The sequence below is a fragment of the Bradyrhizobium sp. 23AC genome (assembly GCF_054863025.1).
The window spans coordinates 20,681-47,323 of the sequence record NZ_JAVAYN010000034.1; the positions used below are offsets into that span (position 1 = coordinate 20,681).

20 protein-coding genes are annotated in these 26,643 nt (G+C 64.2%); 12 read left to right on the plus strand and 8 right to left on the minus strand.

Going from position 1 to position 26,643, the window contains the following annotated elements:
* Positions 1-23: 23 nt before the first annotated feature.
* The 5 genes from RAD10_RS39750 to RAD10_RS39770 all read right to left on the minus strand — a co-directional run bounded on the left by RAD10_RS39750 (position 24) and on the right by RAD10_RS39770 (position 6,190).
* The gene (locus RAD10_RS39750; RefSeq protein WP_028143366.1) at positions 24-1,307 is read right to left on the minus strand and encodes an ABC transporter substrate-binding protein; all 1,284 of its coding nucleotides are present in this window, start codon (positions 1,305-1,307) and stop codon (positions 24-26) included.
* 44 nt (positions 1,308-1,351) lie between these two features.
* Positions 1,352-2,425, minus strand: coding sequence for a branched-chain amino acid ABC transporter permease (locus RAD10_RS39755; protein WP_461621737.1), 1,074 nt, complete (start codon positions 2,423-2,425; stop codon positions 1,352-1,354).
* 3 nt (positions 2,426-2,428) lie between these two features.
* Positions 2,429-3,322 (minus strand): branched-chain amino acid ABC transporter permease, encoded by an 894-nt coding sequence (locus tag RAD10_RS39760; protein ID WP_461621738.1) that lies wholly within the window; start codon positions 3,320-3,322, stop codon positions 2,429-2,431.
* A 118-nt stretch (positions 3,323-3,440) separates the two neighbouring features.
* Positions 3,441-5,372, minus strand: coding sequence for an AMP-binding protein (locus tag RAD10_RS39765; protein WP_461621739.1), 1,932 nt, complete (start codon positions 5,370-5,372; stop codon positions 3,441-3,443).
* Entirely contained in the window at positions 5,369-6,190 is an 822-nt protein-coding gene (locus tag RAD10_RS39770; RefSeq protein ID WP_104463664.1) for an ABC transporter ATP-binding protein, read from the minus strand. The genes RAD10_RS39765 and RAD10_RS39770 overlap by 4 nt, the downstream gene beginning before the upstream one ends.
* A gap of 337 nt (positions 6,191-6,527) precedes the next feature.
* On the opposite strand from RAD10_RS39770, the gene RAD10_RS39775 reads away from it, so the two are divergent.
* The gene (locus tag RAD10_RS39775; protein WP_038949013.1) at positions 6,528-7,202 is read left to right on the plus strand and encodes a Crp/Fnr family transcriptional regulator; all 675 of its coding nucleotides are present in this window, start codon (positions 6,528-6,530) and stop codon (positions 7,200-7,202) included.
* 6 nt (positions 7,203-7,208) lie between these two features.
* Here the strand turns inward: RAD10_RS39775 and RAD10_RS39780 are convergent, their stop codons facing one another.
* The gene (locus RAD10_RS39780) at positions 7,209-8,471 is read right to left on the minus strand and encodes an MFS transporter (RefSeq protein WP_461621740.1); all 1,263 of its coding nucleotides are present in this window, start codon (positions 8,469-8,471) and stop codon (positions 7,209-7,211) included.
* Between the two features lie 386 nt (positions 8,472-8,857).
* On the opposite strand from RAD10_RS39780, the gene RAD10_RS39785 reads away from it, so the two are divergent.
* The 4 genes from RAD10_RS39785 to RAD10_RS39800 all read left to right on the plus strand — a co-directional run bounded on the left by RAD10_RS39785 (position 8,858) and on the right by RAD10_RS39800 (position 17,761).
* Positions 8,858-11,980, plus strand: coding sequence for a CHAT domain-containing tetratricopeptide repeat protein (locus RAD10_RS39785; RefSeq protein WP_461621741.1), 3,123 nt, complete (start codon positions 8,858-8,860; stop codon positions 11,978-11,980).
* Positions 11,981-12,163: 183 nt separating this feature from the next.
* Positions 12,164-15,481 carry an adenylate/guanylate cyclase domain-containing protein gene (locus RAD10_RS39790; protein WP_461621742.1) on the plus strand — a complete coding sequence of 1,106 codons (3,318 nt, stop codon included), beginning with the start codon at positions 12,164-12,166 and terminating at the stop codon, positions 15,479-15,481.
* A gap of 21 nt (positions 15,482-15,502) precedes the next feature.
* Positions 15,503-16,183 carry a redoxin domain-containing protein gene (locus tag RAD10_RS39795; RefSeq protein WP_461621743.1) on the plus strand — a complete coding sequence of 227 codons (681 nt, stop codon included), beginning with the start codon at positions 15,503-15,505 and terminating at the stop codon, positions 16,181-16,183.
* A gap of 132 nt (positions 16,184-16,315) precedes the next feature.
* Positions 16,316-17,761: a DUF5939 domain-containing protein gene (locus RAD10_RS39800; protein ID WP_461621744.1), complete on the plus strand. Its 1,446-nt coding sequence runs from the start codon at positions 16,316-16,318 to the stop codon at positions 17,759-17,761.
* Between the two features lie 5 nt (positions 17,762-17,766).
* On the opposite strand, the gene RAD10_RS39805 is transcribed toward RAD10_RS39800, so the two are convergent.
* On the minus strand, positions 17,767-18,606 hold the full coding sequence (locus tag RAD10_RS39805) for a uroporphyrinogen-III synthase (RefSeq protein WP_461621745.1): 840 nt from the start codon (positions 18,604-18,606) through the stop codon (positions 17,767-17,769).
* Between the two features lie 174 nt (positions 18,607-18,780).
* Here RAD10_RS39805 and purU point away from each other — a divergent pair, with 174 nt between their 5' ends.
* Positions 18,781-19,644, plus strand: a complete 864-nt coding sequence (gene purU, locus RAD10_RS39810) for a formyltetrahydrofolate deformylase (protein WP_104463655.1) — start codon at positions 18,781-18,783, stop codon at positions 19,642-19,644.
* A gap of 73 nt (positions 19,645-19,717) precedes the next feature.
* On the opposite strand, the gene RAD10_RS39815 is transcribed toward purU, so the two are convergent.
* A complete protein-coding gene (locus RAD10_RS39815) occupies positions 19,718-20,011 on the minus strand; it encodes a hypothetical protein (RefSeq protein ID WP_461621746.1) in 294 nt (97 codons plus the stop codon).
* Between the two features lie 577 nt (positions 20,012-20,588).
* Between RAD10_RS39815 and RAD10_RS39820 the strand changes: the two genes are divergently transcribed.
* From RAD10_RS39820 to RAD10_RS39845, 6 genes are all read left to right on the plus strand, one after another.
* Positions 20,589-21,767, plus strand: coding sequence for an ABC transporter substrate-binding protein (locus RAD10_RS39820; protein ID WP_461621747.1), 1,179 nt, complete (start codon positions 20,589-20,591; stop codon positions 21,765-21,767).
* A 181-nt stretch (positions 21,768-21,948) separates the two neighbouring features.
* The gene (locus tag RAD10_RS39825) at positions 21,949-22,818 is read left to right on the plus strand and encodes a branched-chain amino acid ABC transporter permease (protein ID WP_212250637.1); all 870 of its coding nucleotides are present in this window, start codon (positions 21,949-21,951) and stop codon (positions 22,816-22,818) included.
* An 8-nt stretch (positions 22,819-22,826) separates the two neighbouring features.
* Positions 22,827-23,855 (plus strand): branched-chain amino acid ABC transporter permease, encoded by a 1,029-nt coding sequence (locus RAD10_RS39830; protein ID WP_028143351.1) that lies wholly within the window; start codon positions 22,827-22,829, stop codon positions 23,853-23,855.
* The gene (locus RAD10_RS39835; protein ID WP_461621748.1) at positions 23,852-24,607 is read left to right on the plus strand and encodes an ABC transporter ATP-binding protein; all 756 of its coding nucleotides are present in this window, start codon (positions 23,852-23,854) and stop codon (positions 24,605-24,607) included. Before RAD10_RS39830 ends, RAD10_RS39835 begins: the two co-directional genes overlap by 4 nt.
* Positions 24,600-25,316 (plus strand): ABC transporter ATP-binding protein, encoded by a 717-nt coding sequence (locus tag RAD10_RS39840; RefSeq protein WP_461621749.1) that lies wholly within the window; start codon positions 24,600-24,602, stop codon positions 25,314-25,316. The genes RAD10_RS39835 and RAD10_RS39840 overlap by 8 nt, the downstream gene beginning before the upstream one ends.
* 24 nt (positions 25,317-25,340) lie before the next feature.
* A complete protein-coding gene (locus RAD10_RS39845; RefSeq protein ID WP_461621750.1) occupies positions 25,341-26,456 on the plus strand; it encodes a cobalamin-independent methionine synthase II family protein in 1,116 nt (371 codons plus the stop codon).
* Positions 26,457-26,643 lie beyond the last annotated feature (187 nt).

Below are 26,643 nucleotides of genomic sequence, written 5' to 3' on the forward strand. Positions count from 1 at the left end.
TGTGTGTAGGGAAACAGCGTGCCTCACCAGCCCAGCAATTCCGGCTTGCGCGGCAGCTCGACGGTCTTGACCTTCTCGAGCTTGATCGTGCCCTTGGCCATGAGGTCGTTGAGGTCGCCGTCGGTCGCGCCAGAAACCTTGGTGCGATAGAGATCGACCTTCAGCGTGCCGCGATGGTCCTTGTCGGTCCAGGTCGAGGGATTGCAGACGCCCTCCATGCCGGCCGGCACCCAATCCTTCTTCTGGTAGAAGCCCTTGGCGACGTTGTCTCCGGTGGCGCCGCCGTTCTTGGCAGCCCAGTCGATCGCCTCCTTCATGTACAGAGCCGAGCAGACCGCCGCGACGTAGTGCACGGGACGGTAGACCTTGCCGCTGGCGTCGGACATCTTCGAGATCTCCATCAGCGTCTTCATGCCGGGCGCGTCGCCGCCCCAGCTCACCGCGGTGCGCAAGGGGAAGATCACGCCGTTGGCGGCATCTCCGGCCGTCTTGGCGGCGTTCTCGTCCATGCCCCAGACATTGCCCATGAACTGGATCTCGACGCCGGCGGTCTTGCAGGCCTTCATCACCGAGATGTTAGAGGCGGCGGTGTTGCCGAGATAGGCGTAGTTGGCGCCCGAGGATTTCAGGCTCAGGCACTGCGCGCTGTAGTCGCCCGGCGCGAGCGCGAACACCAGCGGCGGCAGCACCTCGAAGCCGAGCTCCTGCGCCATCGCTTCACCGGCGGCCTTCGGCGCGTTCGGATAGGGATGGTTGGCGCCCATGTGCACGAATTTCGGCTTGCCGGACTTGCCTTTGGCCTTCCAGTCCTCGGCCGCCCACATCAGCATCGCACGCAGCGAGTCCGAATAGCTCGGGCCGTAGAAGAAATTGTAAGGAGCGGGCTTGGCCTTGCCGCTGACGCCTTCGGGATCGGTGAGGGCGGCAGCATAGGAGCCGGACATGTCGGGGATCTTGTCCTGGGCGAGGAAGCCGGTCAGCGCCTCGGTGTCGGCGGTGCCCCAACCCATGATCGCGGCGACCTTGCTGTCCGGCGCCGACCACTTCTTGTAGAGCGCGATCGCGCGCGGCACCTGGTAGCCATAGTCGTTGGTGTCGACGTTGAGCTGCTTGCCGCCGACGCCGCCGTTCTTGTTGACCCAGGCGAAGGTGTCGGCGACGGCCTGGCCATAGGGTGTGCCGACGTCGGAGGTGCCGCCGGAATAGTCGGCGAGGTGCCCGATCGCGATCTGCGCCTGTGCGCCGGCCGAGAATGCGGCGATCGCGACGGCGAGCGATGCGGTGCTCAAAAGGGATTTCATCGTCATGGGTCGGTTCCTCCTGTTTATTGTTTAAGTGAAGTTGCCCGCGCTCAATGCGAGAACGGGTAGAGTTTCCAATACGCCTTGATCTGCCGCCAGCGATGCGCGAGCCCGTCGGGTTCGAACATCAGGAAGGCGATGATGATCACCCCGATCGCGATTTCGCGCAGGAAGGTGATGTTGGTGTTGAGCGACAGCGCCTTGTCGATCGCGCCGCCCTTCAAATAATGGCTGATGAACTCCATCCCTTCGGGCAGTAGCACCACGAAGGCGGTGCCCATCAGCGTGCCCATGATCGAGCCGGTGCCGCCGATGATGATCATGGCCAGGAACAGGATCGAGCGCTCGATGCCGAAACCTTCCTGCGACACCACGAGCTGGTAGTGCGCGTAGAGCGCGCCGGCGATGCCGGCGAAGAAGGCGGCGAGCCCGAACGACAGCGTACGGTATTTGGTGAGGTTGATGCCCATGATCTCGGCCGAGAGATAATGGTCGCGGATCGCCACCAGCGCACGACCGTCGCGGGTGCGCATCAGGTTGGTGACGAGGATGTAGCTGAGCAGCACATAGGCCAGCACGACGTAGAAATACTGTTTGTCGCCGCGCAGCGTGTAACCGAAGATCGAGAACGGGTTGGCGCTCGCCGGCACCGAGCCGCCGGTGAACCATTCGGCGCGGGAGAAGAAGTCGAGCAGGATGTATTGCGCGGCCAGCGTCGCGATGACGAGATAGAGCCCCTTCAGCCGCGCCGCCGGGATGCCGAAGATCAGGCCGACCAGCGCGGTGACGATTCCGGCGAGCGGGATCGCGAAGAACACCGGGATCGGCGCGTTGTTGGAGATGTAAGCCGAGGTGAAAGCGCCGAGCAGGAAGAAGGCGGCATGCCCGATCGAGATCTGGCCGGTGAAGCCGACCAGGATGTTGAGCCCGAGCGCCGCGATCGAGAAGATGCCGATCTGGATCAAGATGCTGAGCCAGTATCCGCTGAAGAATTGCGGCGCGAGGCATAGCAACAGCACGCCTGCGATGGCGAAGTTGCGGCTGGTCGTGGTCGGGAAGATCGTGGTGTCGGCCGCATAAGAGGTGCGGAAATCACCAGCAGGAATGAGGGCAGGGCCGGCCATGGGTCAGATCCGCTCGATGTCGTGGGTGCCGAACAGCCCGTAGGGCTTGATCATCAGCACGATGATGAGGACGTAGAATGGCGCGATCTCGTAGAGATTGCCCCAGTGCAGGTACTCGCTGTCGACATATTGCGCGACGTTCTCGAGCAGGCCGATGATGATGCCGCCGAGCACGGCGCCGCCGACGGAGTCGAGTCCGCCGAGGATCGCCGCCGGAAACACCTTGATGCCGTAGGCGGCAAGGCCCGAGGACACGCCGTTCACGACCGCAACGACGACACCCGCGACCGCCGATACCGTCGCCGAGATCGCCCAGGCCATCGCGAATATGCTTTTCACGGAAATGCCGAGCGATTGCGCGACCTGCTGGTTGAACGCGGTGGCGCGCATCGCAAGGCCGTATTTGGAGGCGCGGAAGAACCAGGCCATGCCGATCATCATGGCGACGGAGACCACCAGGCTCATGACATAGACGGTCTGGATCTGTAAGCCCAGCAAGCTGACCGACTGGCTCTCGAACACGCGCGGGAACGGCTGCGGATTGACGCCGAACATCCATTTCAGCGTTGCCTGGAGCACGGTGGAGAGGCCGATCGTCACCATGATCACGGAAATGATGGGTTCGCCGATCATCGGCCGCAGGATCAGCACCTGGACCGCGATGCCGAACACGAACATGAACACGAGCGTCATCGGCATGCCGATCCAGAACGGCACCTGATATTTGGCGAGCAGAGCCCAGCACACCCAGGCGCCGACCAGCAGCAATTCACCTTGCGCGAAGTTGACGACCTGCGTCGCCTTGTAGATCAGCACGAACGACATCGCGACCACGCCATAGAGCGTGCCGACCACGAGACCGTTGACCAGGAGCTGGATGAGGAAGGCGGTGTTCATGTCGGTTGACCCAGCTCGTCATTGCCGGGCTTGACCCGGCAATCCATCGATGCGGAAGGAAGATTGTTCGGAAGAGGATGGATGCGCGGGTCAAGCCCGCGCATGACGACCATTTGTTTCACTCCGCAGCCTCCGCCATGTGCCCGTGCCCGCCGAGGTCCACCACGCGCAGTGTCGTCCGCACGCGCTGGGTGGTGCCGTCCTGGAAGCGGATCACGGTGTCGACGGGGATGTCGGCATCGCCGCGGTAGATGGCATCGATGATGCCCTCGTATTTCTCGTTGATGACGCTGCGGCGCACCTTTCTTGTGCGGGTGAGCTCGCCGTCGTCGGCGTCGAGCTCCTTGTAGAGCAGCAGGAAGCGCGAGATGCGCTGCGCCGGCGGCAGCGTGGCATTGACGGTCTCGACCTCCTTCTGAAGCAGCCTATAGACCTCTGGCCGGGAGGCGAGATCGCTGTAGGTCGTGAAGGAGAGGCGATTCTTCTCCGCCCATTTCGAGATGATGGAGTAGCGGATGCAGATCATCGCCGCGAGCGCATCGCGGCCGGCCCCGAGCACCACGGCTTCGGCGATATAGGGCGAAAACTTCAGCTTGTTCTCGATGAACTGCGGCGAGAAGCGCTCGCCGCGCGAGGTCTCGGCGAGATCCTTGATACGGTCGATGACGACGAGCTGCTGGTTCGCGTTGAAATAGCCGGCGTCGCCCGACAACATCCAGCCGTCCTTGATGTCGGCGACGCTGGCCTCGGGGTTCTTGTAGTAGCCGAGGAACATGTTGGGATGCCGCACCACGATCTCGCCGACGCCATGGACGTCGGCATTGTCGATGCGGATCTCGACTTCGTCGGACATAGGCACGCCCGTGGTGTCTGGATCGACCTTGCCCTCGGGATGCAGCGTATAGGCCCCCAGCAGCTCGGTTTGGCCGTACAGCGTGCGCAGCGGCACGCCCATCGCCTGGAAGAACTTGAAGGTCTCGGGCCCGAGCGCCGCGCCGCCGGTCGCGGCCGAGCGCAGCCGGGTGAAACCGAGGCGATCGCGCAGCGCGCGGAACAGGATGGCGTCGGCAAGGCCCGAGCGCTTGCCGTGTTCGAGCGCGGCGAGGCCGCTCTTCATGCCGACTTCGAACAGGCGCTGCTTGAGAGGCGCCGCGTCCATCACCTTGGCGCGGACGTCGGCGGCGATGGATTCCCAAACCCTTGGGGCAAAGAGCACGAATGTCGGCGCGATTTCGCGCAGATCGTTCATCATCGTGTCGGGCTCTTCGACGAAGTTGATCTTCATCCGGCAGAGCAGGCCTTTGCCGAGCACGTAGACCTGCTCCATGATCCACGGCAGCGGCAGCACCGAGACGTATTCGTCGTCCGGGCCCTTGGGGTCGAAGGCAAGATAGGTCGCGCAGTGGCCCAGCACGCGTCCGGCGGCGAGCATCGCGAGCTTGGGATGGGACGTGGTGCCAGACGTCGTGCAGAGGATCGCGACGTCCTCGCCCTTGGTGGCATCGACCAGCCTGTCGTAGAGCTCCGGCTCCCGTGCGGCACGGGCCCGGCCAAGCTCGGCAAACCTCTCCGCCGACATCAGCCTGGGGTCGTCGTATTTCCGCATCCCGCGCGGATCGGAATAGATGATGTGCTTCAGCTTCGGCGCGCGGTCGGCGAGGGTGAGCAGCTTGTCGACCTGCTCCTCGTCCTCGGCGAAGACGAGCTGCGCCTCGCCATAGTTGAGGAGATAGGAGGCTTCCTCGTCCAGCACGTCGCGATAAAGTCCGAGGCTGAGGCCGCCGATGGCGTGCGTCGCCACTTCCGCCGCCACCCAGTCCGGCCGGTTGTCGCCGATGATGCCGATGACGTCGCCGCGGCCAAGGCCCATTTCGAGAAGACCGAGCGCAAAGTCGCGCACGCGGGTCTGGTAGTCGCTCCAGGTGAACAGCCGCCAGAGCCCGAGATCCTTCTCGCGCAATGCGATCTCGTTGCCATGCTCCTTCGCATTGAGCCGGAGCATCTTCGGATAGGTGTCGGCCTGTGCGACGCGGCCTGCGTAATCCATCATGCCGCGCTCTCCTGCGCGGGTGCAGCGTCATCCGGATCGACCAGCACCTCGTCTTCTTCGCCAAGATAGGCCCGCCTGACGTGGGGATCGGCGAGCACCGTCGCCGGATCGCCTTCGGCGATCTTCTTGCCGAAATCCAGCACCATGACGCGGTGGGAGATGTCCATCACCACGCCCATGTCGTGCTCGATCATCACCACCGTCATCCCGAATTCCTCGTTGAGATCGACGATGTAGCGGGCCATGTCCTCCTTCTCCTCGAAGTTCATGCCGGCCATCGGCTCGTCGAGGAGAATGAGACGCGGCTCCAGTGCCATGGCACGGGCGAGCTCCACGCGCTTGCGCAGGCCGTAGGAGAGGGTGCCGGCGGTGGCCTTCCGCACCGACTGGAGGTCGAGGAAGTCGATGATCTCCTCGACCTTGCGGCGGTGCTCGAGCTCCTCCTTGCGCGCGCCGGTGAGCCAGTACAGCGAACCCGTGAGGAAATTGTTCTTCAGGAGGTGATGGCGCCCGACCATGATGTTGTCGAGCACGCTCATGTGGTGGAACAGCGCCAGATTCTGGAAGGTGCGGCCGATGCCGAGCGAGGCGCGGGCGTTCGGCGTCAGGGCGGTGATGTCGCGGCCCTGGTAGAACAGCTGGCCTTCGGTCGGCTTGTAGCGGCCGGAAATACAGTTCACGATCGAGGTCTTGCCGGCGCCGTTAGGGCCGATGATCGAGAACAGCTCGCCCTCCCTGATGGAGAAGCCGACGTCGGTCAGCGCCCGGACGCCGCCGAATCGCAGGGACACGTCGCGCACTTCAAGACTGGTAGCCACCAAACGAAACCCTCCCGGTGATGGCGCTTTTTAGTGGCGCTCTTCGTCCGTTCCTGCCCAGCGATCCTAGTACGGCGGTGCCGGTGAGGCCATGCAGCAGATGGTCTCGACCGGAGCCGCGCCACTCTCGTTCCCGTCAGGGATCAAAAGCCGCATCGTCCGAGGTGGTCCTCAATAGGGGAAAGCGCTATTTTGAAATGTCTCGCGGCTGACAATTCTGCGACAAAGTTTGCCGGGCGGCGGCGGCCTTCATCTTTCGTCGGATGGCGGTTGGAATCATCATGCTGCAATGCAGCAGAAGACGGAGTGACGAAACGGTGCGGCTGGCCGCGAGATCATGATTTCAGAAGATCAACTGAAGCGCGTCGCCGCCTGGTCGCGCGAGCTCACGCAAGCGGAGATCGAGGTCGCGCGCGCCGGAATCACGGAGCGGTCCTACGGCACCGGCGAGACCGTGTTCATGCGCGGTGATATTTTTGCCTATTGGGCCGGCATGGTGGGCGGCCTTGCCCGCATGGGCGGGGTCTCCAGGGACGGCAAGGAGACCAGCCTCGCCGGGCTGACGGCGGGGGCCTGGTTCGGCGAGGGCAGTGTGCTCAAGAACGAGCCGCGCCGCTATGACGTGGTCGCGCTGCGCGACAGCCGCGTCGCGCTGATGGAACGCAGCGCCTTCATGTGGCTGTTCGAGAACAGCGTCGGCTTCAACCGCTTTCTGGTGCGCCAGCTCAACGAACGGCTCGGCCAGTTCATCGGCATGCTCGAGGTCAACCGCACCCTGGATGCCACCGCGCGCCTCGCCCGCAGCATCGCCTCACTGTTCAATCCGATCCTCTATCCGGAATCGACCGCTCATCTGGAGATCACCCAGGAGGAGATCGGTGCGCTCTCCGGCATGTCCCGCCAGAACGCCAACCGCGCGCTGAACCGGCTGGAGAAGGAGGGACTGCTGCGGCTCGAATATGGCGGCGTCACCATCCTCGATATCGAGCGGCTGCGCGGGTATGGCGATTAGGCGCGGTCATCGCGCATTCGCGGGTGCATGGACCGGCCAGAGGTCGGCGCGCCAGCGGATCGCGATCGCCAGCATCGCGATGAAGCCGGCGGCGGCATAGAGCGAGCCTGTCGCGGAATAACCAATGATGTCGATCAGGCTGCCGGCCGCGAGCAATCCGATCGGCAGGCCGTAGATCACCATCATGCGGACGCCCATCACGCGGCCGCGAAGGTGTGCGCTTGCGGTGCGCATCAGGATCACGGCCGCCGAGATCATCGACATGCTCTGGGCGATGCCGGCGAGCATGAGGCAGGCCATCGCCACCGGCATGGTCCTGATCTCGACGAATACCAGCAGCATGGCGTACCAGGCCAGCGTCGCGCCGATCAGAAGCCGGGCAATGCGCACGCCGCTGACGAGGCTCAGCGTGATGGAGCCGATCAGCGAGCCGACTGCGAAGCTCGCCGAGAGGTAACCGAGGCCGGTCTGGTCGGTATGAAAGATCTCCCGGGCGATGTAGGGCAGCAATCCGCCAGTGAAGGGAAATGCGGTGAGATTGGCCAGGAAGGCGACGCACAGCGCCGCACGCATTCCCGGGCCACTCCAGGCGTAAACGATCCCTTCCTTCAGATCGCCGAGCAGCCGCGAGATGGCATGGCTATTCGCCGGAAGATCGCTCGTGATGACGGTCCTCTTGGGCCGGGTCAGACACAGCATGAGAAGCGCGGCCACGAAGTAAAGACAGGCAATCGCCACATAAACGAGGCCGATGCCGAGGATGGCGAACAGCCCCGCGCCCGTCAACGCTCCGGCGATGCGGGCGCTGTCCTGTGTCGTGCGCGCGACGCTGATGGCACCCACCAGCTGCTCGGCCGGCATGATCTCGGCGAGCAGCGCGCCGCGGACGCCGAGATCCGAGGGGCGAATCAGGCCCATGACCGCGACGATGATCATGACGCTCAGCGGCGACAGATGACCGGTCAGCGCCAGCACCATGATGGTGGACGAGAGCACAGTATAGGCAAGACGCATCGCGACCAGCAGATCGCGATGACCCATGCGGTCGCCGATCATGCCGAACACCGGCGCGACCAAGGTCCCGACGAATTGGAGCGAGGCAAGCACGGTGAGCAGCAGCACCGAGCCGGTCTCGACCAGGATGTACCAGCCCAGCACCAGCGTCTCGACCTCGAACGCCCAGGATGTGAGCAGGTCGGACGGCCACTGGAAGCGATAGTTGCGGATGCGGAATGGCGCGAGCGCCGACGGCCGCGCGGCTGCGCTCAAGACGCGATGACGCGTGTCACGGCGAATCCCTTGCCTTGTTGTTTCTTCTTTCCGATCAGCAACGTAGCGTTGGCGACGCGCGTGTCAATCGGACCGGCCGCATGCTGCCATGCATGGCTGCATCAGCACGTCCGCTGCAGGCGCGTGACCGGTCCGTGCGAATGTCTGCCCCTGGTTTCTGCGATCGGTTCGTCCATGGACTCAGGAGGCGGTCATAGTGTCTTCATCTTGCTGTGGCCCAACAGGTCGCGGGCGCGGGGAATCGGAGCGATCGCAGCATGTGGGTACGGTGGCCGAGGTTTGCCGCGCAGTCTTTTTGTTTTGTACTTCTCGTAAGCGTCATGGTCTCGCCGGGGCAGGCGGGGTCGCAAGACTTGTTGGCGCTGATGCAGCGCATTACGGCGCTGGCGAAGGAGGCCCGCTATGGCGAGGCGGTCGGCTTTGCCAGGAAGCTCGTCGTCGAGGCCGAGAAAAGCACGGGGCGACAATCGCCCCTGACCGCGACCACGCTGGTCGTGCTGGGGCAGGCGCTCCAGACGAAAGGCGAGACCGCTGAGGCCGAAAGCGTGCTGAGGCGGGCCCTCGTCATTCGCGAGAAGAGCCTTGGTCCCAATCATCCCGATGTCGCAGCCGTGCTCGCCACGCTGGGCCAGATCGAGCTCGGCCAGAACCGGCTCGGCGATGCCGAGCGCGACATGTCGCGCGCGATCGCCATCGACGAGAGCGTGCTGGGCCCTGACCATCTCACCACGGCGCTGGCGCGGATGCAGCTCGGCAATCTCCGTCACCGCCAGATGAAGGAGACGGAGGCGCTCGATCTGTTCAACCGTGCTCTCGTGGTGTTCAGGAAGTCTCCGGGACAGGCTGACTTCATGATCCCGGTCACCTTGAACAACATCGCGGAGGTCAATCGGGCGCAAGGCCGGTTGCAGCAGGCCGAGGCGAGTTTTGCCGAAGCGCTTGTGCTTCAGGAGAAGCAGCATGGCCCGGACAGCATCTATCTGACAGCGACCCTCAACAATCTCGGCGAGCTCCGCCGTGCGCAGGGACGGCTTCCGGAGGCCGAGCAATTGGCCCGACGGACCTTGGCTATCAGGGAGAAGGCGCTCGGACCTGATCATCCAGATGTCGCCGCGAGCCTCAACAATCTGGCCCTGGTGTTCTCGCGCGAGGGCCGGGACGCCGAGGCCGAGGGGCTGCTGACCCGCGCGCTCGCGATTCAGGAGAAGGCCGTCGGGATAGCGCATCCGAACGTGGCGACGGCATTGAACAACCTTGCGGAGGCCTGGGCCCATCTCAATCGCAAGCAGGAGGCGGAGCAGCTGTTCCGCAAGTCGCTGGCGATCCGCGAGAAGGCGCTCGGTCCGGCGCATCTGGATGTTGCGATCGCGCTCGACAATTTGGTGACGCTGATGAGCGAGGCCGATCGTTACGCCGAGGCCGAACCGTTCGCGCGCCGGTCGCTTGCGATACGCGAGGCCGCGCTCGGGGGGTCTCACCCGCTGGTCGCCAACAGTCTCAACAATCTGGCCGTCATTCTGGACAGCACCGGCCGGCCGCAGGAGGCCGAGCCGCTGCTGAAGCGCGCGCTGGATATCCGCCTGCGCGCTCTCGGCGAGCAGCATCCGGATGTTGCCAACAGCTTCGCCAATCTCGGCGCCCATCATATCGATTTGAAGGATTGGCAGCAGGCCCGCGACGCGTTCGCGCGCGCGGTCGCGATCCAGAACGGCCGCCGCGCCGCCGAGCAGGAGAGCCGCGGCGATGTGAAGGTCCATGAAGAGACCAGTCCCTATCCCGGACTGATCGTAGCCACCTATAACCTCGCGAGCGCCAATGCGGGGCAGGCCGGCGCCTTACGATCGCAGGCGTTCGAGGCGGCGCAATGGATCGGTGACGAGCAGGCTGCGCGGGCGATTGCCGGTATGTCGGCCCGCATCGCCGATGGCAGCGGGGATCTCGCCGCGCGCGTCCGCGAGCGGCAGGATCTCGCCGCGCAGGCTGTTGCGACCGACAAGATGCTCGTGGCGGCGATCTCGCAGGCGGATGCTGCGCGCAACCCGGCGGCGGAGCAGGCGCTTCGTGCCCGAGCCTCGGCCATCTCAGGTCAAATCCGGGAATTGGATCGCACGATCGCTGCGCAGTTTCCGGACTACGCAGCGCTCGTCACCAAGGCGCCGATTGCAATCGAGGATGCCCAGAAGCAGCTTCGTCCCAACGAGGCGATGTTGCTGTTCACGACGACGTCACGCGCCACCTTCGTCTGGACCGTGACGCGCTCGGACGTGCGCTGGCATTCGGCGGATCTCGGCGAAAAGCAACTCGCTGAGGCCGTCGGCGCCTTGCGCTGCGGTCTGGATACGGATGCATGGCTGGACAAGGCGACCACATGTCCGCAGAAGCTCGGCCGCAAGACCCCGCTTGGGGCGGACGAGCCATTGCCGTTCGACCAGGAGCGCGCCTTTGCGCTCTACCAGGCGCTGCTCGGGCCTGTCGCGCGCGACATCGACGGCAAGGAGCTGATCCTGGTGCCGTCAGGCCCGCTGGCGACGCTGCCCTTTCAGGTCTTGCTGACCGAGAAGCCCGTGGCAAATGGGGACTTCACGAAGGCACCCTGGCTGGTCAGGCGATTTGCCACCACCATCTTGCCCTCCGTCTCCAGCCTCAAGGCATTGCGGCAGGTCGCACGCAAGAGCGCGGCGTCGAAACCGTTTCTCGGCGTCGGCAATCCCGTGCTCGACGGCGATGGCCGCAGCGATGTCGCGATGGCGCGGGCCAAGCTGGCGCGCCAGATCCAGACCTGCGCCGCCCTCCCGACGCAGGCGACCCAGGTCGCACAACGGAGCTTGCGTGCCGTCGACGCGCTGTCGGGCGGCACCGCGGACATCGTGCAGCTCAGGCGGCAGATGCCGCTGCCGGAAACCGCGCTCGAACTGTGCGCGGTGGCCAGCACCTTCGCGCCCGTCAAGGGCGACGTCGTCCTCGCCGGCGACGCCTCCGAGACCAGGATGAAGACGCTCGGCCAGAGCGGCGATCTCGCGAAATACCGCATCCTGCATTTTGCGACCCATGGCGCGCTTGCGGGGCAGGTGCGTGGATCGATCGAGCCCGGACTGATCCTCAGCCCGCCAGCGGCGCCGACGTCCACCGATGACGGCTATCTCTCATCGTCGGAGATATCCGGCCTCAAGCTCGATGCCGATTGGGTGATCCTGTCGGCCTGCAACACCGCTGGTGGGCAGGCCGCCAATTCGGAGGCCTTCTCCGGTCTTGCGCGGGCCTTCTTCTATGCCGGCACGCGCGCGCTGCTGGTGTCGCACTGGGCGGTGAACTCCGACGCCGCGGTCGCCATCACCACCGGCACGATCGAGGCGATGAAGACGCATCCCGATATCGGCCGAGCAGAGGCGCTGCGTCGCTCGATCTCGGCACTGATCACCAAGGGCGGCGAGAGCGCGCAGCCCGCAACTTGGGCGCCCTTCGTGCTGGTGGGAGCCGGCGCCATCTAGCTGTTCAGCGCGCCGCCGCGCGCTGAACCGGCTGGTTGCGGGGATGAGTGAAGCCGCGCTTGCGGCCGTTAACCAACCACCGCTTGCTCTTCCTGCACGACGAGCCCATGCTTGCCAGGTCGCTGGGCCCATCCGACAGGCCCAGTAGACCGCGTCATCGCGGCTTCCGCGGGGGCTTGACCCATGAACTGCTCTTGCTGCGGTTCCGAGGTTCAGAGCGGCTTTGCTTTCTGCCCGAAGTGCGGCACGAAGCAACCGAACGCGTGCCCTGGCTGCGGCTATGCATGCGCACCGGATTTCACGTATTGCCCGAAATGCGGCGCCCTCGTCAGTGAGGTCCCCAAAGCCGGGGGACAGGCGCAGCCGAGCCGGCCGCCAGCACCGGTCCGAGCGTCGTCACCGCCGCTGGCGCCGGGGGTCGACCCTCACCAGGCTTTTCGACCGCAGCCGGACAGGATGGACAACGAAGCCAACCGCCGCACCATTACCGTGCTGTTTGCCGATCTCAGCGGCTTCACCGCGATGAGCGAGCGCCTCGACCCCGAGGTCATGCAGGCCCTTCAGAACGAATTGTTCGAGGAGCTTACGGAAGCGGTGCAAAGCTTTGGCGGCTTCGTGGACAAATTCATCGGCGATGCGCTGCTGGCGCTGTTCGGCGCGCCAGCAGCGCACGAGGACGATCCGGAGCGGGCGGTCCGCGCTGCACTCGACATGATCAAGCGGACCGAGCAGCTCAGCGAGCGTGCGAAGGTCTATGCCGGCGCACCGCTGCTGCTCCACATCGGCATCAATACCGGGCACGTGGTTGCGGGCGGACTGGGTGTGGGCGTTGCCAAGTCCTATTCGGTAACCGGCGACACGGTGAATACCGCGCAGCGATTGCAGTCGATGGCGCCGCCGGACGAAGTGCTGGTCGGGCCGTTGACCTACCGCCTGACCCGGCATGCGTTCTCGTATGAATCGCTCGGAGAGGTCTCGCTCAAGGGCAAGATGGGCAGTGTCCTGGTCCATCGTCTCAAGGGACCGCTCGACACGCCGCGTGCGGCGCGAGGCCTCGACACGCTGGGCCTCAGTGCGCCGCTGATCGGCCGCGACGTCGAGCTTGCCCGCATGATCGGCAGCCTCGATCGCGCGTGCGGCGGTGCGGCGCAACTGGTGCGGCTGGTCGGCGAGGCGGGCATCGGCAAAACGCGCCTGGTGAACGAATTCGTTGCCCGCATCCGCGATGAGGAGCGCTTCGCAGGTGTGGCGATCCGGCAGGCCGCCTGCTCGCCCCTTGGCGAACAATCCTACGGCACGCTCGCCGCGGTGCTGCGCAGCGCCTATGGCATCGCGCAGAAGGCCAGCGCTGCGGCGGCCGAGGCCAGGCTGGCTGAGGCGCTGTCCGAGCTTGGCCTTCCGACCGAAGAGACAGAGCGGCTGATGCCGCTCTATGTCCATGTCCTTGGCCTCGGCGGCCCGGACGCCGCATTGCAGCACGTCGAGCCCGAACAGCTCCGGCGGCAGATATTCTTTGCGATCCGGACCGTCTTCGAACGGCGCCTGGCCTTGTCACCGCTTCTGATCATCGTCGAGGATCTGCACTGGGCCGATGCCGTCTCCCTTGAGGCGCTGCGGTTCCTGATGGATCGGCTGGAGCGCACGCGGTTGATGCTGTTGTTTACGCATCGGCCAATGCTGGAGCTGGATCAGTTCGGTTCGGGCCGGATCAGCCACGCGAACCTTCGATTGCTTCCGCTCGGTGACGCCGACGGACAGAACTTGCTGGCGGCTTATTTCAGTCACGGTTGGCGCGAGCCGCCGGGAAATCTGTTCAGTCGAATCCTGGAGCGCGCGAGCGGCAATCCGCTTTTCCTCGAGGAAATCATCCGCGGTCTCATCGAGGCCGGCGCCTTGGAGCGTGACGGCTCGCAGTGGCGGATAAAGTCGGATGAGGCCGCCGCCGACATCCCGGCAAGCATTCAGGCGCTGTTGCTGGCGCGGCTGGACCGGCTGCCGCATGAGGTGCGCCGGCTTGCCCAGGAGGCCGCGGTGATCGGTCCGCGCTTCGACGCGGCTCTGCTCGGTGCGACGGCAACCGGCCCGGCGAAGGTCGAAGTGGGCCTCGAACTTCTGTGCGACGCCGAGATTGTCGAGGAGGTTGCGGGCGCAAACTCGATCTCGCTGCGATCCTACCGTTTTACGCAGACCATGCTGCAGGACGTGATCTATCAAAACCTGCTCTTGCAGCGGCGGATCGAGCTCCATGGACGGATTGGTGCCGCGCTGGAGCGGCTCTATGGCAGCGAGCCCGAACGGCTCGAGGACCTCATCCTGCTCGGTCATCATTTCAGCCTGAGCGCGCACAAGTCGAAAGGCGCGCTCTATCTGCGTGCGGCCGGCGATCGCGCACGCGCGACCTATGCCAATGACGACGCCATCCGTCTCTACCAGCAGGCCCTCGCCATGTTGCTGACCGGCGGCGCGTGCGAGCCGGATCGCCTGGTTCTGTACGAGCGGATCGCGGACCTCTGCGCCGCGACGGGCCGCCGCAACACGGCCGAGGAGCACTACCAGAGCGCGCTGGAGGGGCACCGCGCCGCAGAGGACCGCATTGGCGAAGCGCGAATCCTTCGCAAGCTTGGCAGGTTGTTGTGGGACGCCGGCAAGCGCATCAACGCAGAGAGACACTACGCCGAGGCGGCTGATCTGCTTGGAGGGACCGATGCGCCGATCGAACGGGCGCACCTCTTGCAGGAGCGCGGCCGTCTCGCGTTTCGCATGGGCGATCACGTGGCCGCCGCGACATGGGCGGACGAGGCGCTTGGCTACGCCCGATCCGTCCCGGCGGACGCGGACGAGCAGGCCGGGTTCGAGGCGGCGCGCGCCATTGCCGAGGCTCTCAATACCAAGGCGGTTGCACTGGCACGGCTTGGACGACACCAGGATGCGGTGCGCGAAGTGGAGCAAAGTGTCGCGGCAGCCGAAGCCGCCGGCCTTCTCAATGTGGCCTGCCGCGGCTACACCAATCTCAGCGTGCTCTACACGATTGTCGACCCGGCGCAAGCCATGGAGGTCTGTCGGCGCGGACTGGATGTCGCGCATCGTATTGGCGATCTCGGGTTCCAGGCGCGTCTTCTCGCCAATTTTGCCGTTGCCTGTTGCACCTTCACGGACAAATGCACCGACGAAGGGGTGCCGGCTGCCGAAAAGGCAATCGAGATCGACCGTGCGCTCGATCAGCGCGAGCATCTCCCCGTGCCCCTGATCGTGCTCGGGCAAATCCATCAATGCCATTTCCGGCCCGATCAGGCCGCCCGCTGCTACAATGAGGCCATCAAGGTCGCGAGCGAAACCGGCGAGCCGCAGCAGCTTTTTCCGTGCTATGATGGTCTCGCGACGCTGAACCTTGATCGCGGCGACATGCCCGAGGCCGAGCGGTATTTCGCGCTGGCCGATGACGTCTGCACCAGGCACGGGCTTGATCCCGCCGGACTGATTGTACTGCCATTTCTTGACTAGGTCATGTGAAGGAGTTCAACCATGTCAGAACGTCATGTCGATGGACCGCTGCAACCGGGTGATCGCGCACCGAACATCGTGCTGGACGCCATCACCCGCGAAGGGAAGATCGCGCTCGAGGATTTTCGCGGGCAAAGTCCGATATTGGTCGGTCTGTTTCGAGGCCTGCACTGCCCGTTCTGCCGCCGCCATATCGCGGCCCAGGCGCAGCTTGACGCGGCCCTGCGTGACAAGGGCGTCGAAAGTCTGACGGTCGTCAATACGCCGATCGAGCGCGCTCGGCTCTACTTCCGTTATCACCCGTTGCCCAATCTGCTTGCCGCCTCCGATCCCGAGCGGGTCTCGCACCGCGCGTTCGGCCTGCCCAATCTCGAGTTCACCGAGAAGGAAACCGAGTGGCCGCGCAAGGTGGGCATGGATGTGGTCATGAGCATGCATGTTGACATTCCCGGAGAATTGCCCGGGCCGATGAATCGTTTGGCGGCCGCCGAGCAGCTCAACAACAAGGATGGCTACGAGATGATGGAGGCCGATCAGCGCATGGCTGCAACCGGCCAGGGCCAGCTATTCGGCCAGTTCCTGCTCGATCGGGAAGGGGTCGTGCGCTGGGCCTTTACAGAAGTTCCGGAAGGCGGCCAGCGCATGTTCGGGATGCCGAGCCCGGGTGAGTTGATGTCGGCAGCCTCGCAGGTGGCGGGCTAGACATCGTCGCGCGGTTGGCGCGGTGCCCTTGACCGCCACGAACCGGTGCGCTTGAGGGTGCAGCCGCCATTTTCCCGACCACGCCTGCGCGTGACGAGCGATTAATCCGCGCGCACTTAATCCGAGCGCACGATGACCGACATTCAGGAAAGGCTCCTCGAAAGCAAGATGACCGAGATCGAGCGGGCCCGATCCTGGAGCCCCCGTGTGATCTCCAAATTCGAAACGCTCATCAGGAGCGGTGACGATCTATCGCTCTACCGCGTCAATCCGCTGGCATTCGCGCGCGACCGCGCCATTGCAGAGCCGGAAAGCATTGACCTGTTTCTCTATGCGACGAGAAGCGGGCTATTCGAGATGAGCTGGGACGTTGTTTGTCCCCAATCCGGCATGGTGCTCGATAGCTTCGGCGCCTTGCGCACGCTCAAGACCCACTATGTTTGTGGTTTGTGCGACGTCACTGGTGAAACCGATCTCGACGACTTCATAGAGGTCACGTTTACGGTGTCGCCCCAGCTTCGGCGGCTTCCGTTTCATGACCCTGCCTCCCTCTCGGTCGAGGATTTCCATTGGAAGCTTCGATTTCTGAATGACGCGCGGATACCTGGCCAACAAATCCGATTTCTCGACTATTTGCATGCGTTCGTTCGCGGCCTTTCGTTCTTGCCGCCAGGCTCCGCCACGACCATTCGTTGCGAACTCGGTCCCGGCGCTCTGGCGGGGGTCAATATTCAAACCCAGGCCGCGTTCGTCGTTGCGGTGGCCGGCGAGCCGACAAACTCGCAGACAATCTTGCGAGTTGGATACGATGGGCAGCGCTTTTCCCCCTCGCTGGCCGCCGTGCCGCCCGGCCCCGTCATTGTCGAGGCGGAGAACCGCGGATCCATGCGAGGCTCCCTGCTCCTGATCAACTGGCCGCCTGAGGTTCTGGCTCAAGCGATCAAGCCGCCGCTTAATTTCGAGCCCTACATGTCCGGCGGGATGTTGCTTGCGAGACAAACGTTTCGCCGCCTGTTCCGGTCAGAACGCGTGGACGAAAGGGAGGGCCTGGGTATCCGGCAGGTGACCCTGTTGTTCACGGATCTCAAAGGTTCGACCGCCATGTACGAACGGCTCGGCGATCTCAATGCCTATGCGCTGGTCCGCGAACATTTTGCCTTGCTCGGTGCGACCGTTCAGGAACATTCCGGGGCCATCGTCAAGACGATCGGCGATGCAGTCATGGCGGTCTTCTCTCGCCCGACGGACGGGGTTTCGGCGGCGCTCCACATACTGGGGGAAATCGAACGTTACAATTCCGACCATGGCGATCCGAGCATCATCCTGAAGATTGGAGCCCATTGCGGCCCCTCCATCGCCGTGACCCTGAACGACAATCTGGATTATTTCGGTCAGACCGTAAATGTTGCCGCGCGTGTCCAGTCGCTGGCGGATGCGGGCGAGATTTGTATCTCGGAGGCGCTGTATTCGGCGCCGGGAGTGAGCGATCTCCTTTCCGGGCATGCAATCGCAGTGTTTGAAGCTCCTCTTCGCGGCGTTGAAGGAAATGCCAGCGTGTATCGTGTCGTCCCCGGGTAGGACCCTTACGTCCCTTGCCGGGGCAGCTTCTTCGCGAGCGCGGCTGCCATGGCCGAGATCAGCGGCCGCATGAAATAGGCTTCATCGGCCGGCGAGACGTCCGTGCGCAGTCCATGCGCAGCAAGCTCGCCCGAGACCGCCGGGCCCACCGACGCAATCAGCGTCCGGTCGAAGCCGGCGCGCAGCTTCGCCTCGCTGCCATGCGCCTTGGCGGCCTCGATCAGGCGGCGGACCTGGCCGAGATTGGTGAGCGCGACGGCATCGATCCGCCCCGCGGCCATGTCGTCGATGGCGGTGACGATGTTGGCATCCGCTGCCTTGGAATCGTAGGCATAGGGCAACACGGCATCGACCTCGGCGCCTTGCGCGGCAAGGGCGCCGATCAGCGCGCTATGGTCCTTGTCGGGATAGAGTTGAAGGCCAAGGCGCCGGCTCTTCAGGTCGAGCCTGCCCAGCATCTCGATCACGCCCTCGGTGGTCGGCTTCTCCGTGGTCTGCTGCGCCTCGAGGCCGATCTCACGCAGCGCCTTGCCGGGCTTCGGTCCGCGGGTGAATTTTCGCGATCCGGCGAGCGCCGCGACAAACGCGCCGTCGAGCCCACGCGCCCGCGCGAGCTTCATGATCCGCCGAAGGCCTTCGCCGGTCATCAGCACAAGGTCGTCAAGGGGCCTGTCGATGGCGCGGCGGATCCAGGCCTCGACGGGGGCAGGGTCCGGTGCATCCTGGATGGTAAACATCGGGCATTGCACGACCTCGGCGCCTTGCTCGGCCAGAAGCTTCGAGAACTGCGCCTCCTCGCGCGTTTCCAGGATCAGGATGCGGTAGCCGTTCAAGCGCTCGGCCATGGCGTACTCCGGTCAGTTAAAGCAATCGTCCGTTCATCCTGACTCCGCGCTTCAGGTCGAAGCAAGTCTTGGGATTGGCGCAAGGGGACGTCGGTGATAGAGCAGGGCGCAAATCGCGGGTCGTTCCGCATCATTTGCCCAAACCTTCATCAAGAGCCAAGCCTGTTCATCAACATGCCCGATCATCAATATGTCCTGACCCTGTCCTGTCCGGATCGTCCCGGCATCGTCTCGGCCGTGTCGACGTTTCTCGCCCACAACGGACAGAACATTCTCGATGCTCAGCAGTTCGACGACATCGAGACCAAGAAGTTCTTCATGCGCGTGGTGTTCACCGCGGCCGATCTCGCCGTGGAACTGTCGGCACTGCAGACCGGCTTTGCCGCGATCGCCGAGCGTTTCGGCATGGACTGGCAGATGCGCGACCGGGCTGCGCATCGCAAGGTGATGCTGCTGGTCTCGAAGTCGGACCACTGCCTGGTCGACATCCTCTATCGCTGGCGCACCGGCGAACTGCCGATGAATTTGGCCGCGATCGTCTCCAACCATCCGCGCGAGGTCTATGCCGGGCTCGATTTCGGCGGTGTCCCGTTTCATTATTTGCCCGTCACCAAGGAGACCAAGCGCGAGCAGGAGGCGCAGATCCTCGATCTCGTCGGCAAGACCGGGACCGATCTCGTCGTGCTTGCCCGCTACATGCAGATATTGTCCGACGATCTCTCGGCAAAACTGTCGGGACGCTGCATCAACATCCATCACTCGTTCCTGCCGGGGTTCAAGGGCGCAAAACCCTATCACCAGGCCCATGAGCGCGGCGTCAAGCTGATTGGCGCCACCGCGCATTACGTCACGCGCGATCTCGACGAAGGCCCGATCATCGACCAGGACGTCGAACGCATCAGCCATCGCGACACGCCGGAAGATCTCGTCCGCAAGGGCCGCGACATCGAGCGCCGCGTGCTGGCGCGTGCGATCCGCTACCATCTCGACGACCGCGTCATCCTCAACGGCCGCAAGACCGTGGTGTTCATGGATTAGCGAATAGGGAGTGGCGAGCAGCGAATAGAAGTTGGGGGGGCGTACTCGCCACTCCCTATTCGCCATTCGCCCCTTATCGCACCGCGCCGGCCGACGTCGTCCCCGTCGCGCCCTTCTGCGCCTGCTCTTCCTTCTCGCGATCCGCCGCAGGCAGCAGCCGCTTGCGTTCGCGCTCCTTCATGTAGGCGTCGTATTGCGGCGTGCCCGCTCGCGGCGGGGCATCGGCCGGCAGCCCGCCTGCCCATTGCGGGACGTAGTCGCCCATGCCGGCGGAGAGTCTTTCGTTGACGGTGCCGCAGCCTGCAAGGTTGGAAGCCAGCAAGGCAACGACGGCAGCGATTGAAGGCAAACGGATACGCATGAGCATTTTCTGGGTCGATCTGGACCGGGCGCGGATGACCGGCGCCCGACGAGCGCCAGCGGCGCACTCTAGTCCTCAACAAGTAAAATTGGCCTATTCGACGACGGATTTCGTTGTATACAAAATGGTATAATAGTAAGTAATTTTTGGCGTTGATTGGGTTTACCTAGGTGGTACGGTATACAATCCGTATTCTCGCCGAGGGAGCAGTCGGGGTTGGGAGAATTCGATCTCGTCGTCCGGCGAATGTTCGAATTCTGCAAAGCAGAGGCGGATTTCTCCAACCACGTCGCCGCCAGGCGCTCCTACAGTGCGGCATCAACCCGGAGGACCCGGCTCGTACAGCGACAGGCTTTTTTGTTGACAGGGCCATTTTATTTGTACAATCGTACAAATGTCTCCCCCGCCGTCGATCCGATCGCGCGGCTTGCGCCGAATGGTCGCCCAACGTCCGATTGACAATGGGGTTGCAGAGGACGCCATGTGGCCGCGCGGCATGGCACGTCCGTAGGTTAGAGCGCGGCAAGGACCGGGTACTCGGTCTGGCGCATAACAGGTCAGGAATGAAGGGGAGGGACATCTGATGTTCGAACGAAGAATCTTTTCGCGCACCGTCGCAGCAGCCGCCATCGCGGGCGTTGCAGGCCTTGCGCCTGCCAAGGCCGAGGACAGCGTCAAGGTCGGCCTGATCCTGCCGATGACCGGCGGCCAGGCCTCGACCGGCAAGCAGATCGAAAACGCGATCAAGCTCTACATGCAGCAGAAGGGCGACACCGTCGCCGGCAAGAAGATCGAGATCATCCTCAAGGATGACGCCGCGATCCCGGACAAGACCAAGACGGCTGCGCAGGAGCTGATCGTCAACGACAAGGTCAACTTCATCGCCGGCTTCGGCGTGACGCCGGCCGCGCTGGCGGCCGCGCCGCTGGCGACGCAGGCCAAGATTCCGGAAGTCGTGATGGCGGCCGGCACCTCCATCATCACCGAGCGCTCGCCCTATATCGTGCGCACCAGCTTCACGCTGGCGCAGTCCTCGACCATCATCGGCGACTGGGCGGTGAAGAACGGCATCAAGAAGGTGGCGACGCTGACCTCCGACTACGCGCCGGGCAATGACGCGCTGAACTTCTTCAAGCAGAACTTCACGGCGGGCGGCGGCGAGGTGGTCGAAGAAGTCAAGACGCCGCTGCAAAACCCGGACTTCGCGCCGTTCCTGCAGCGCATGAAGGACGCCAAGCCCGACGCGATCTTCGTGTTCGTGCCGGCCGGCCAGGGCGGCAACTTCATGAAGCAGTATGCCGAGCGCGGCCTCGACAAGGCCGGCATCAAGGTGATCGGGCCGGGCGACGTCACCGACGACGACCTGCTCAACAACATGGGCGACGCCGTGCTCGGCACGGTCACCGCGCATCTCTACTCCGCGGCGCATCCCTCGCAGATGAACAAGGATTTCGTCGCAGCCTACAAGAAGTCGTTCGGCAATCGTCCGGGCTTCATGGCGGTGAGCGGGTATGACGGCATCCACCTGATTTACGAGGCGCTCAAGAAGACGAATGGCGACACCGACGGCACCAAGCTGGTCGAGGCCATGAAGGGCCAGAAGTGGGAGAGCCCGCGCGGCCCGATCTCGATCGACCCCGAGACCCGCGACATCGTGCAGAACATCTACATCCGCAAGGTCGAGAAGGTCGACGGCGAGCTCTACAATGTCGAGTTCGCGACCTTCGAAGCCGTCAAGGATCTCGGCAAGACCAAGAAGTGACCCGCGAAAGCGGGGCATCCCGGGGCGCGCATTAGCGCGAACCCGGGATCTCACACCCCTTGCTCCGCGTCATGCCCGGGCTTGTCCCGGGCATCCACGCGAAGCCGGGAGAACAAAGTCCGGACAAGAACGTGGATGGCCGGGACAAGCCCGGCCATGACGATAACTCCAAGCTGAGACGATGACCTCTATCCTCACCAACCTGTTCGATGGCGTTGCCTACGGCATGCTGCTGTTCGTGCTCGCGTGCGGGCTCGCGGTCACGCTCGGATTGATGAACTTCGTCAATCTCGCCCATGGCGCCTTTGCCATGGCCGGCGGCTATGTCTGCATGGTGCTGGTCAACCGGATGGGCTGGCCGTTCTTCGCAGCGCTTCCGCTCGCTTTCGTCTCCTCTGCCGCGATCGGCATCGCGCTCGAGCGGACGCTGTACCGCCACCTCTATGCGCGCAGCCATCTCGATCAGGTGCTGTTCACCATCGGCCTGACCTTCATGTCGGTCGCCGCCGTCGACTACATCCAGGGCTCCTCGCGGGTCTTCATCAATCTGCCGGCGGCGCTTCAGGGTCAGTTCGACCTGTTCGGCGTCGGCATCGGCCGCTACCGGCTGATGATCATCGTGATCTGCGGCCTGCTCACCATCGCGCTCCAGATGGTGCTGGCCAAGACCCGCTTCGGCAGCCGCCTGCGCGCCGCCGTCGATGACCCGCGCGCCGCGAGCGGCCTCGGCATCAACGTGCCGCAGGTGTTCGCCTTCACCTTTGCCTTTGGCTGCGGGCTTGCCGGCCTCGGCGGCGCGCTGAGCGCCGAGATCCTCGGCCTCGATCCGTATTTCCCGCTGAAGTTCATGATCTACTTCCTGATCGTGGTCACCGTCGGCGGCTCGTCCTCGATCACCGGCCCGTTCCTGGCCTCGCTCCTGCTCGGCATCGGCGACGTCGCCGGCAAATATTACGTGCCGAAGATGGGCCCCTTCGTGATCTACACCATGATGATCGTGATCCTGATCTGGCGTCCGAACGGCCTGTTCGGCCGCACGGCCGCGCGTTGAGTTCGCCGATGAGCGCTTCCTCCGACGTCGGTCATCACGCCCAGCGCCAGGCGCGCTGGCACTACGGCGAAGTCGCCTTCTGGCTGATCGTGCTGGCCTGCGGCTTTGCATTTCCCACGCGCTATCTGATCATGACCGACATCCTGCGGCTGGCGCTGTTTGCGATGTCGCTCGATCTCATCCTCGGCTATGCCGGCATCGTCTCGCTCGGGCATGCTGCCTTCTTCGGCGTCGGCGCTTATGCCGCGGGGCTTCTCGCGCTTCATGGTATCGTCAACGAACCCGTGCTGGCACTGATCGTCGCTGGCCTTGCCGCGATGGTCCTCGGCTTTGCCACCAGCTTCCTGGTGATCCGCGGCGTCGATCTTACCCGGCTGATGGTGACGCTGGGCATCGCCTTGCTGCTGGAAGCGCTCGCCGAACGCTTCTCCAACATCACCGGCGGCACCGACGGCCTGCAGGGCATCGAGATGCAGCCGATCTTCGGCCAGATTCCCTTCGATATGTTCGGCAAGGCCGGCTTCTTCTATTCGCTGGCTGTCCTGTTCCTCCTCTTCCTGTTTGCCCGCCGCGTGGTGCATTCGCCGTTCGGCCTGTCGCTGCGCGCGATCAAGAACAATCCGCTGCGCGCCGCCGCGATCGGCATTCCCGTCAACCGCCGCTTGATCGCGATCTACACGCTCGCGGCGTTCTATGCCGGCGTGGCTGGCGCGCTGTTCACCCAGACCACGGCGATCGCCTCGCTCGACGTGTTTGCCTTCGAACGCTCCGCCGACCTGATGCTGGTGCTCGTCATCGGTGGCACCGGTTACCTCTACGGCGGACTGGTTGGCGCGGTGATCTTCCGCATGCTCCAGGAAGTGTTCTCCACCATCACCCCGCAATACTGGCAGTTCTGGATCGGCCTGGTGCTGGTCGTGATCGTGCTGGTCGGCCGTCAGCGCCTGCACCGCTGGGTGCTGTACGTGCCCAATCTGGTCATCAGGCAGATTGCGGGACGCAAGGCCGTTGTCGCCGTGCCGGAGAGCGACGCATGACCATCGTGCTCGAAACCCAGAATCTCGAAAAGCAGTTCGGCGGGCTGCGCGTCACCCGCGATCTGTCCTTGAAGATCGAGCAGGGCGCCCGCCACGCGCTGATCGGCCCGAACGGCGCCGGCAAGACCACGGTCATCAACCAGCTCACCGGCGTGCTCAAGCCGAATTCGGGCCGCATCCTGCTCGAAGGGCAGGACATCACCGATTTGCCCGTGCACAAGCGCGTGCTGCGCGGCCTGTCGCGCACCTTCCAGATCAACCAGCTCTATCCTGACCTGACGCCGCTCGAGACCATCGGCCTTGCCGTCTCCGAGCGTCTCGGCCATGGCGGCGACTGGTGGCGGCGGATGGGCACGCGCAGCGACGTCAACGGCGAGATCGCCGATCTGCTCGCGCGCTTCCACCTGCTCGACGTCATGAACGAACAGACCGTGACGCTGCCTTACGGCAAGCAGCGCCTGCTCGAGATCGCGGTTGCCATCGCCGCCAAGCCGCGCGTGCTGCTGCTCGATGAGCCCGCCGCCGGCGTGCCAGAGAGCGAACGCCACGACATTCTCGCGGTCGTCGGCAGCCTGCCGCGCGACGTCACCGTGCTGCTGATCGAGCACGACATGGACCTCGTGTTCTCCTTCGCCGACCGCATCTCCGTGCTGGTTTCGGGCGCGCTGCTCACCGAGGGCGCGCCCGAGCAGGTCGCGCGCGATCCGCAGGTCAAGGCCGTCTATCTCGGCGAGGAGGCGGTCAATGTCTGACCTGCTCGCGATCGATGCACTTCGCGCCGGTTATGGCGAGGCGGTGGTGCTGCCCAACATGTCCTTGCGCCTCGCCGAGGGCCAGGTGCTGGCGCTGCTGGGCCGCAACGGCACCGGCAAGACCACGCTGATCAATTCGATCGTCGGCGTCACCCGCCGCTTCTCAGGCAGCGTGGCGCTCGCCGGCACCGATGTCACGTCGCTCCGGCCCGACCAGCGCGCGCGCGCCGGCATCGGCTGGGTGCCGCAGGAGCGCAACATCTTTCGCTCGCTCACCGTGGAAGAGAACATGACCGCGGTGGCGCAGCCCGGTCCCTGGACGGTCGAGAAGGTCTACGAGATGTTCCCGCGGCTGAAGGAGCGACGGAGCAATTTCGGCAACCAGCTCTCCGGCGGGGAGCAGCAGATGCTGGCGATCGGCCGCGCGCTCACCCTCAATCCGAAAGTGCTGTTGCTGGACGAGCCGACAGAGGGCCTTGCCCCCATCATTGTCGAAGAGCTCTTGAAGGCGATCGGCAGCATCACGCGGGCAGGCGGCATCTGCTCGATCATCGTCGAGCAGAATGCCCAAAAGATTCTGGGGCTGGCCGACCGCGTTGTGATATTGGAGCGCGGGACGATCGTCCACGATGCTCCGAGCGCCGTGCTGAAAACCGACCCCTCGGTCCTGGAACGCCATCTCGGCGTCGCCGGGGCGGCGGCTCACTAAACTAAAATGTCCAGGGAGTAAGACATGCAGCGAACCAAAGCCCCCTTCCGCGCCGACGAGGTCGGCAGCCTCCTGCGTCCGGCCAAGATCAAGGAAGCCCGTAGCCGTCTCGAGAAGGGCGAGATCTCGGCCGACGATCTGCGCAAGATCGAGGACATGGAGATCGAGAAGGTCGTGCACAAGCAGGCCTCCATCGGGCTCAAGCTCGCGACCGACGGCGAGTTCCGCCGCTCCTGGTGGCATTTCGACTTCCTGGCCAAGCTCACCGGCTGCGAGCTGTTTCATCCCGACACCGGCATCCAGTTCGCAGGCGTGCAGACCCGGCACGACGCGGTGCGGGTGATCGACAAGCTCGACTTTCCCGACGACCACCCGATGCTGGACCACTTCCGCTTCCTGAAGAAGGTCGCCGACCAGGCCCACGTCACCGCCAAGATGACGATACCTTCGCCGGCAGTGCTGCACTTCCGTGGCGGCCGCAAGTCGATTTCCAAGGATGTCTATCCCGATCTCGAGGCCTTCTACGAAGACCTCGGCAAGACCTACCGGAAAGCCGTCAAGGCGTTCTACGACGCCGGCTGCCGCTATCTCCAGTTCGACGACACCGTGTGGGCCTATCTTTGCTCGCAGGATGAACTGCAGAAGGCGCGCGAGCGCGGCGACAATCCGGACGGTCTCCAGCAGATCTATGCCCGCATCATCAACTACGCGCTGGCCGAGAAGCCCGCCGACATGGTGGTGACGACGCATGTCTGCCGCGGCAATTTCCGTTCGACCTGGATTTCTTCGGGCGGCTATGAGCCGGTTGCCGAGACCATGCTCGCCGGCACCAATTACGACGGTTACTTCCTCGAATATGACAGCGATCGTGCCGGCGGCTTCGAGCCGCTGCGCTTCCTGCCCAAGGGCAACAAGGTCGTCGTGGTCGGCGTCATCACCTCCAAGTTCGGCGAGCTCGAGAAGAAGGACGACATCAAGCGCCGTCTGGAAGAAGCCGCCAAGTTCGCCCCGCTGGAGCAGCTCGCGCTGTCGCCGCAATGCGGCTTTGCCTCGACGGAAGAGGGCAACGTCCTCTCCGAGGAAGAGCAGTGGGCGAAGCTGAGCCTTGCGGTCGAGATCGCGAAGGAAGTGTGGGGCTAGTAAGCGTCACAGAACTCCGCTGTCATTCCCCGCGAAGGCGGGGAATCCAGTACGCCGCGGCTTCTCCGTATCACGTCGGCGTCTCCGTAATACTGGATCGCCCGGTCAAGTGTTCAGCCCGGGGACATGACCGACGGGTGTTCGGGGACATGGCCGACACATCATAGTGCATGGATTTGGCAGCGTG

Bases quoted from the DNA above. Each gene is read 5' to 3' on its own strand.
- RAD10_RS39760 (WP_461621738.1), bottom strand. From the start codon at position 3,322: ATGAACACCGCCTTCCTCATCCAGCTCCTGGTCAACGGTCTCGTGGTC.
- RAD10_RS39790 (WP_461621742.1), top strand. From the start codon at position 12,164: ATGAACTGCTCTTGCTGCGGTTCCGAGGTTCAGAGCGGCTTTGCTTTC.
- RAD10_RS39845 (WP_461621750.1), top strand. From the start codon at position 25,341: ATGCAGCGAACCAAAGCCCCCTTCCGCGCCGACGAGGTCGGCAGCCTC.
- RAD10_RS39820 (WP_461621747.1), top strand. From the start codon at position 20,589: ATGTTCGAACGAAGAATCTTTTCGCGCACCGTCGCAGCAGCCGCCATC.
- RAD10_RS39765 (WP_461621739.1), bottom strand. From the start codon at position 5,372: ATGATGGATTACGCAGGCCGCGTCGCACAGGCCGACACCTATCCGAAG.
- RAD10_RS39835 (WP_461621748.1), top strand. From the start codon at position 23,852: ATGACCATCGTGCTCGAAACCCAGAATCTCGAAAAGCAGTTCGGCGGG.
- RAD10_RS39805 (WP_461621745.1), bottom strand. From the start codon at position 18,606: ATGGCCGAGCGCTTGAACGGCTACCGCATCCTGATCCTGGAAACGCGC.
- RAD10_RS39840 (WP_461621749.1), top strand. From the start codon at position 24,600: ATGTCTGACCTGCTCGCGATCGATGCACTTCGCGCCGGTTATGGCGAG.
- RAD10_RS39755 (WP_461621737.1), bottom strand. From the start codon at position 2,425: ATGGCCGGCCCTGCCCTCATTCCTGCTGGTGATTTCCGCACCTCTTAT.
- RAD10_RS39775 (WP_038949013.1), top strand. From the start codon at position 6,528: ATGATTTCAGAAGATCAACTGAAGCGCGTCGCCGCCTGGTCGCGCGAG.
- purU (WP_104463655.1), top strand. From the start codon at position 18,781: ATGCCCGATCATCAATATGTCCTGACCCTGTCCTGTCCGGATCGTCCC.
- RAD10_RS39825 (WP_212250637.1), top strand. From the start codon at position 21,949: ATGACCTCTATCCTCACCAACCTGTTCGATGGCGTTGCCTACGGCATG.
- RAD10_RS39815 (WP_461621746.1), bottom strand. From the start codon at position 20,011: ATGCTCATGCGTATCCGTTTGCCTTCAATCGCTGCCGTCGTTGCCTTG.
- RAD10_RS39750 (WP_028143366.1), bottom strand. From the start codon at position 1,307: ATGACGATGAAATCCCTTTTGAGCACCGCATCGCTCGCCGTCGCGATC.
- RAD10_RS39830 (WP_028143351.1), top strand. From the start codon at position 22,827: ATGAGCGCTTCCTCCGACGTCGGTCATCACGCCCAGCGCCAGGCGCGC.
- RAD10_RS39795 (WP_461621743.1), top strand. From the start codon at position 15,503: ATGTCAGAACGTCATGTCGATGGACCGCTGCAACCGGGTGATCGCGCA.
- RAD10_RS39800 (WP_461621744.1), top strand. From the start codon at position 16,316: ATGACCGACATTCAGGAAAGGCTCCTCGAAAGCAAGATGACCGAGATC.
- RAD10_RS39785 (WP_461621741.1), top strand. From the start codon at position 8,858: ATGCAGCGCATTACGGCGCTGGCGAAGGAGGCCCGCTATGGCGAGGCG.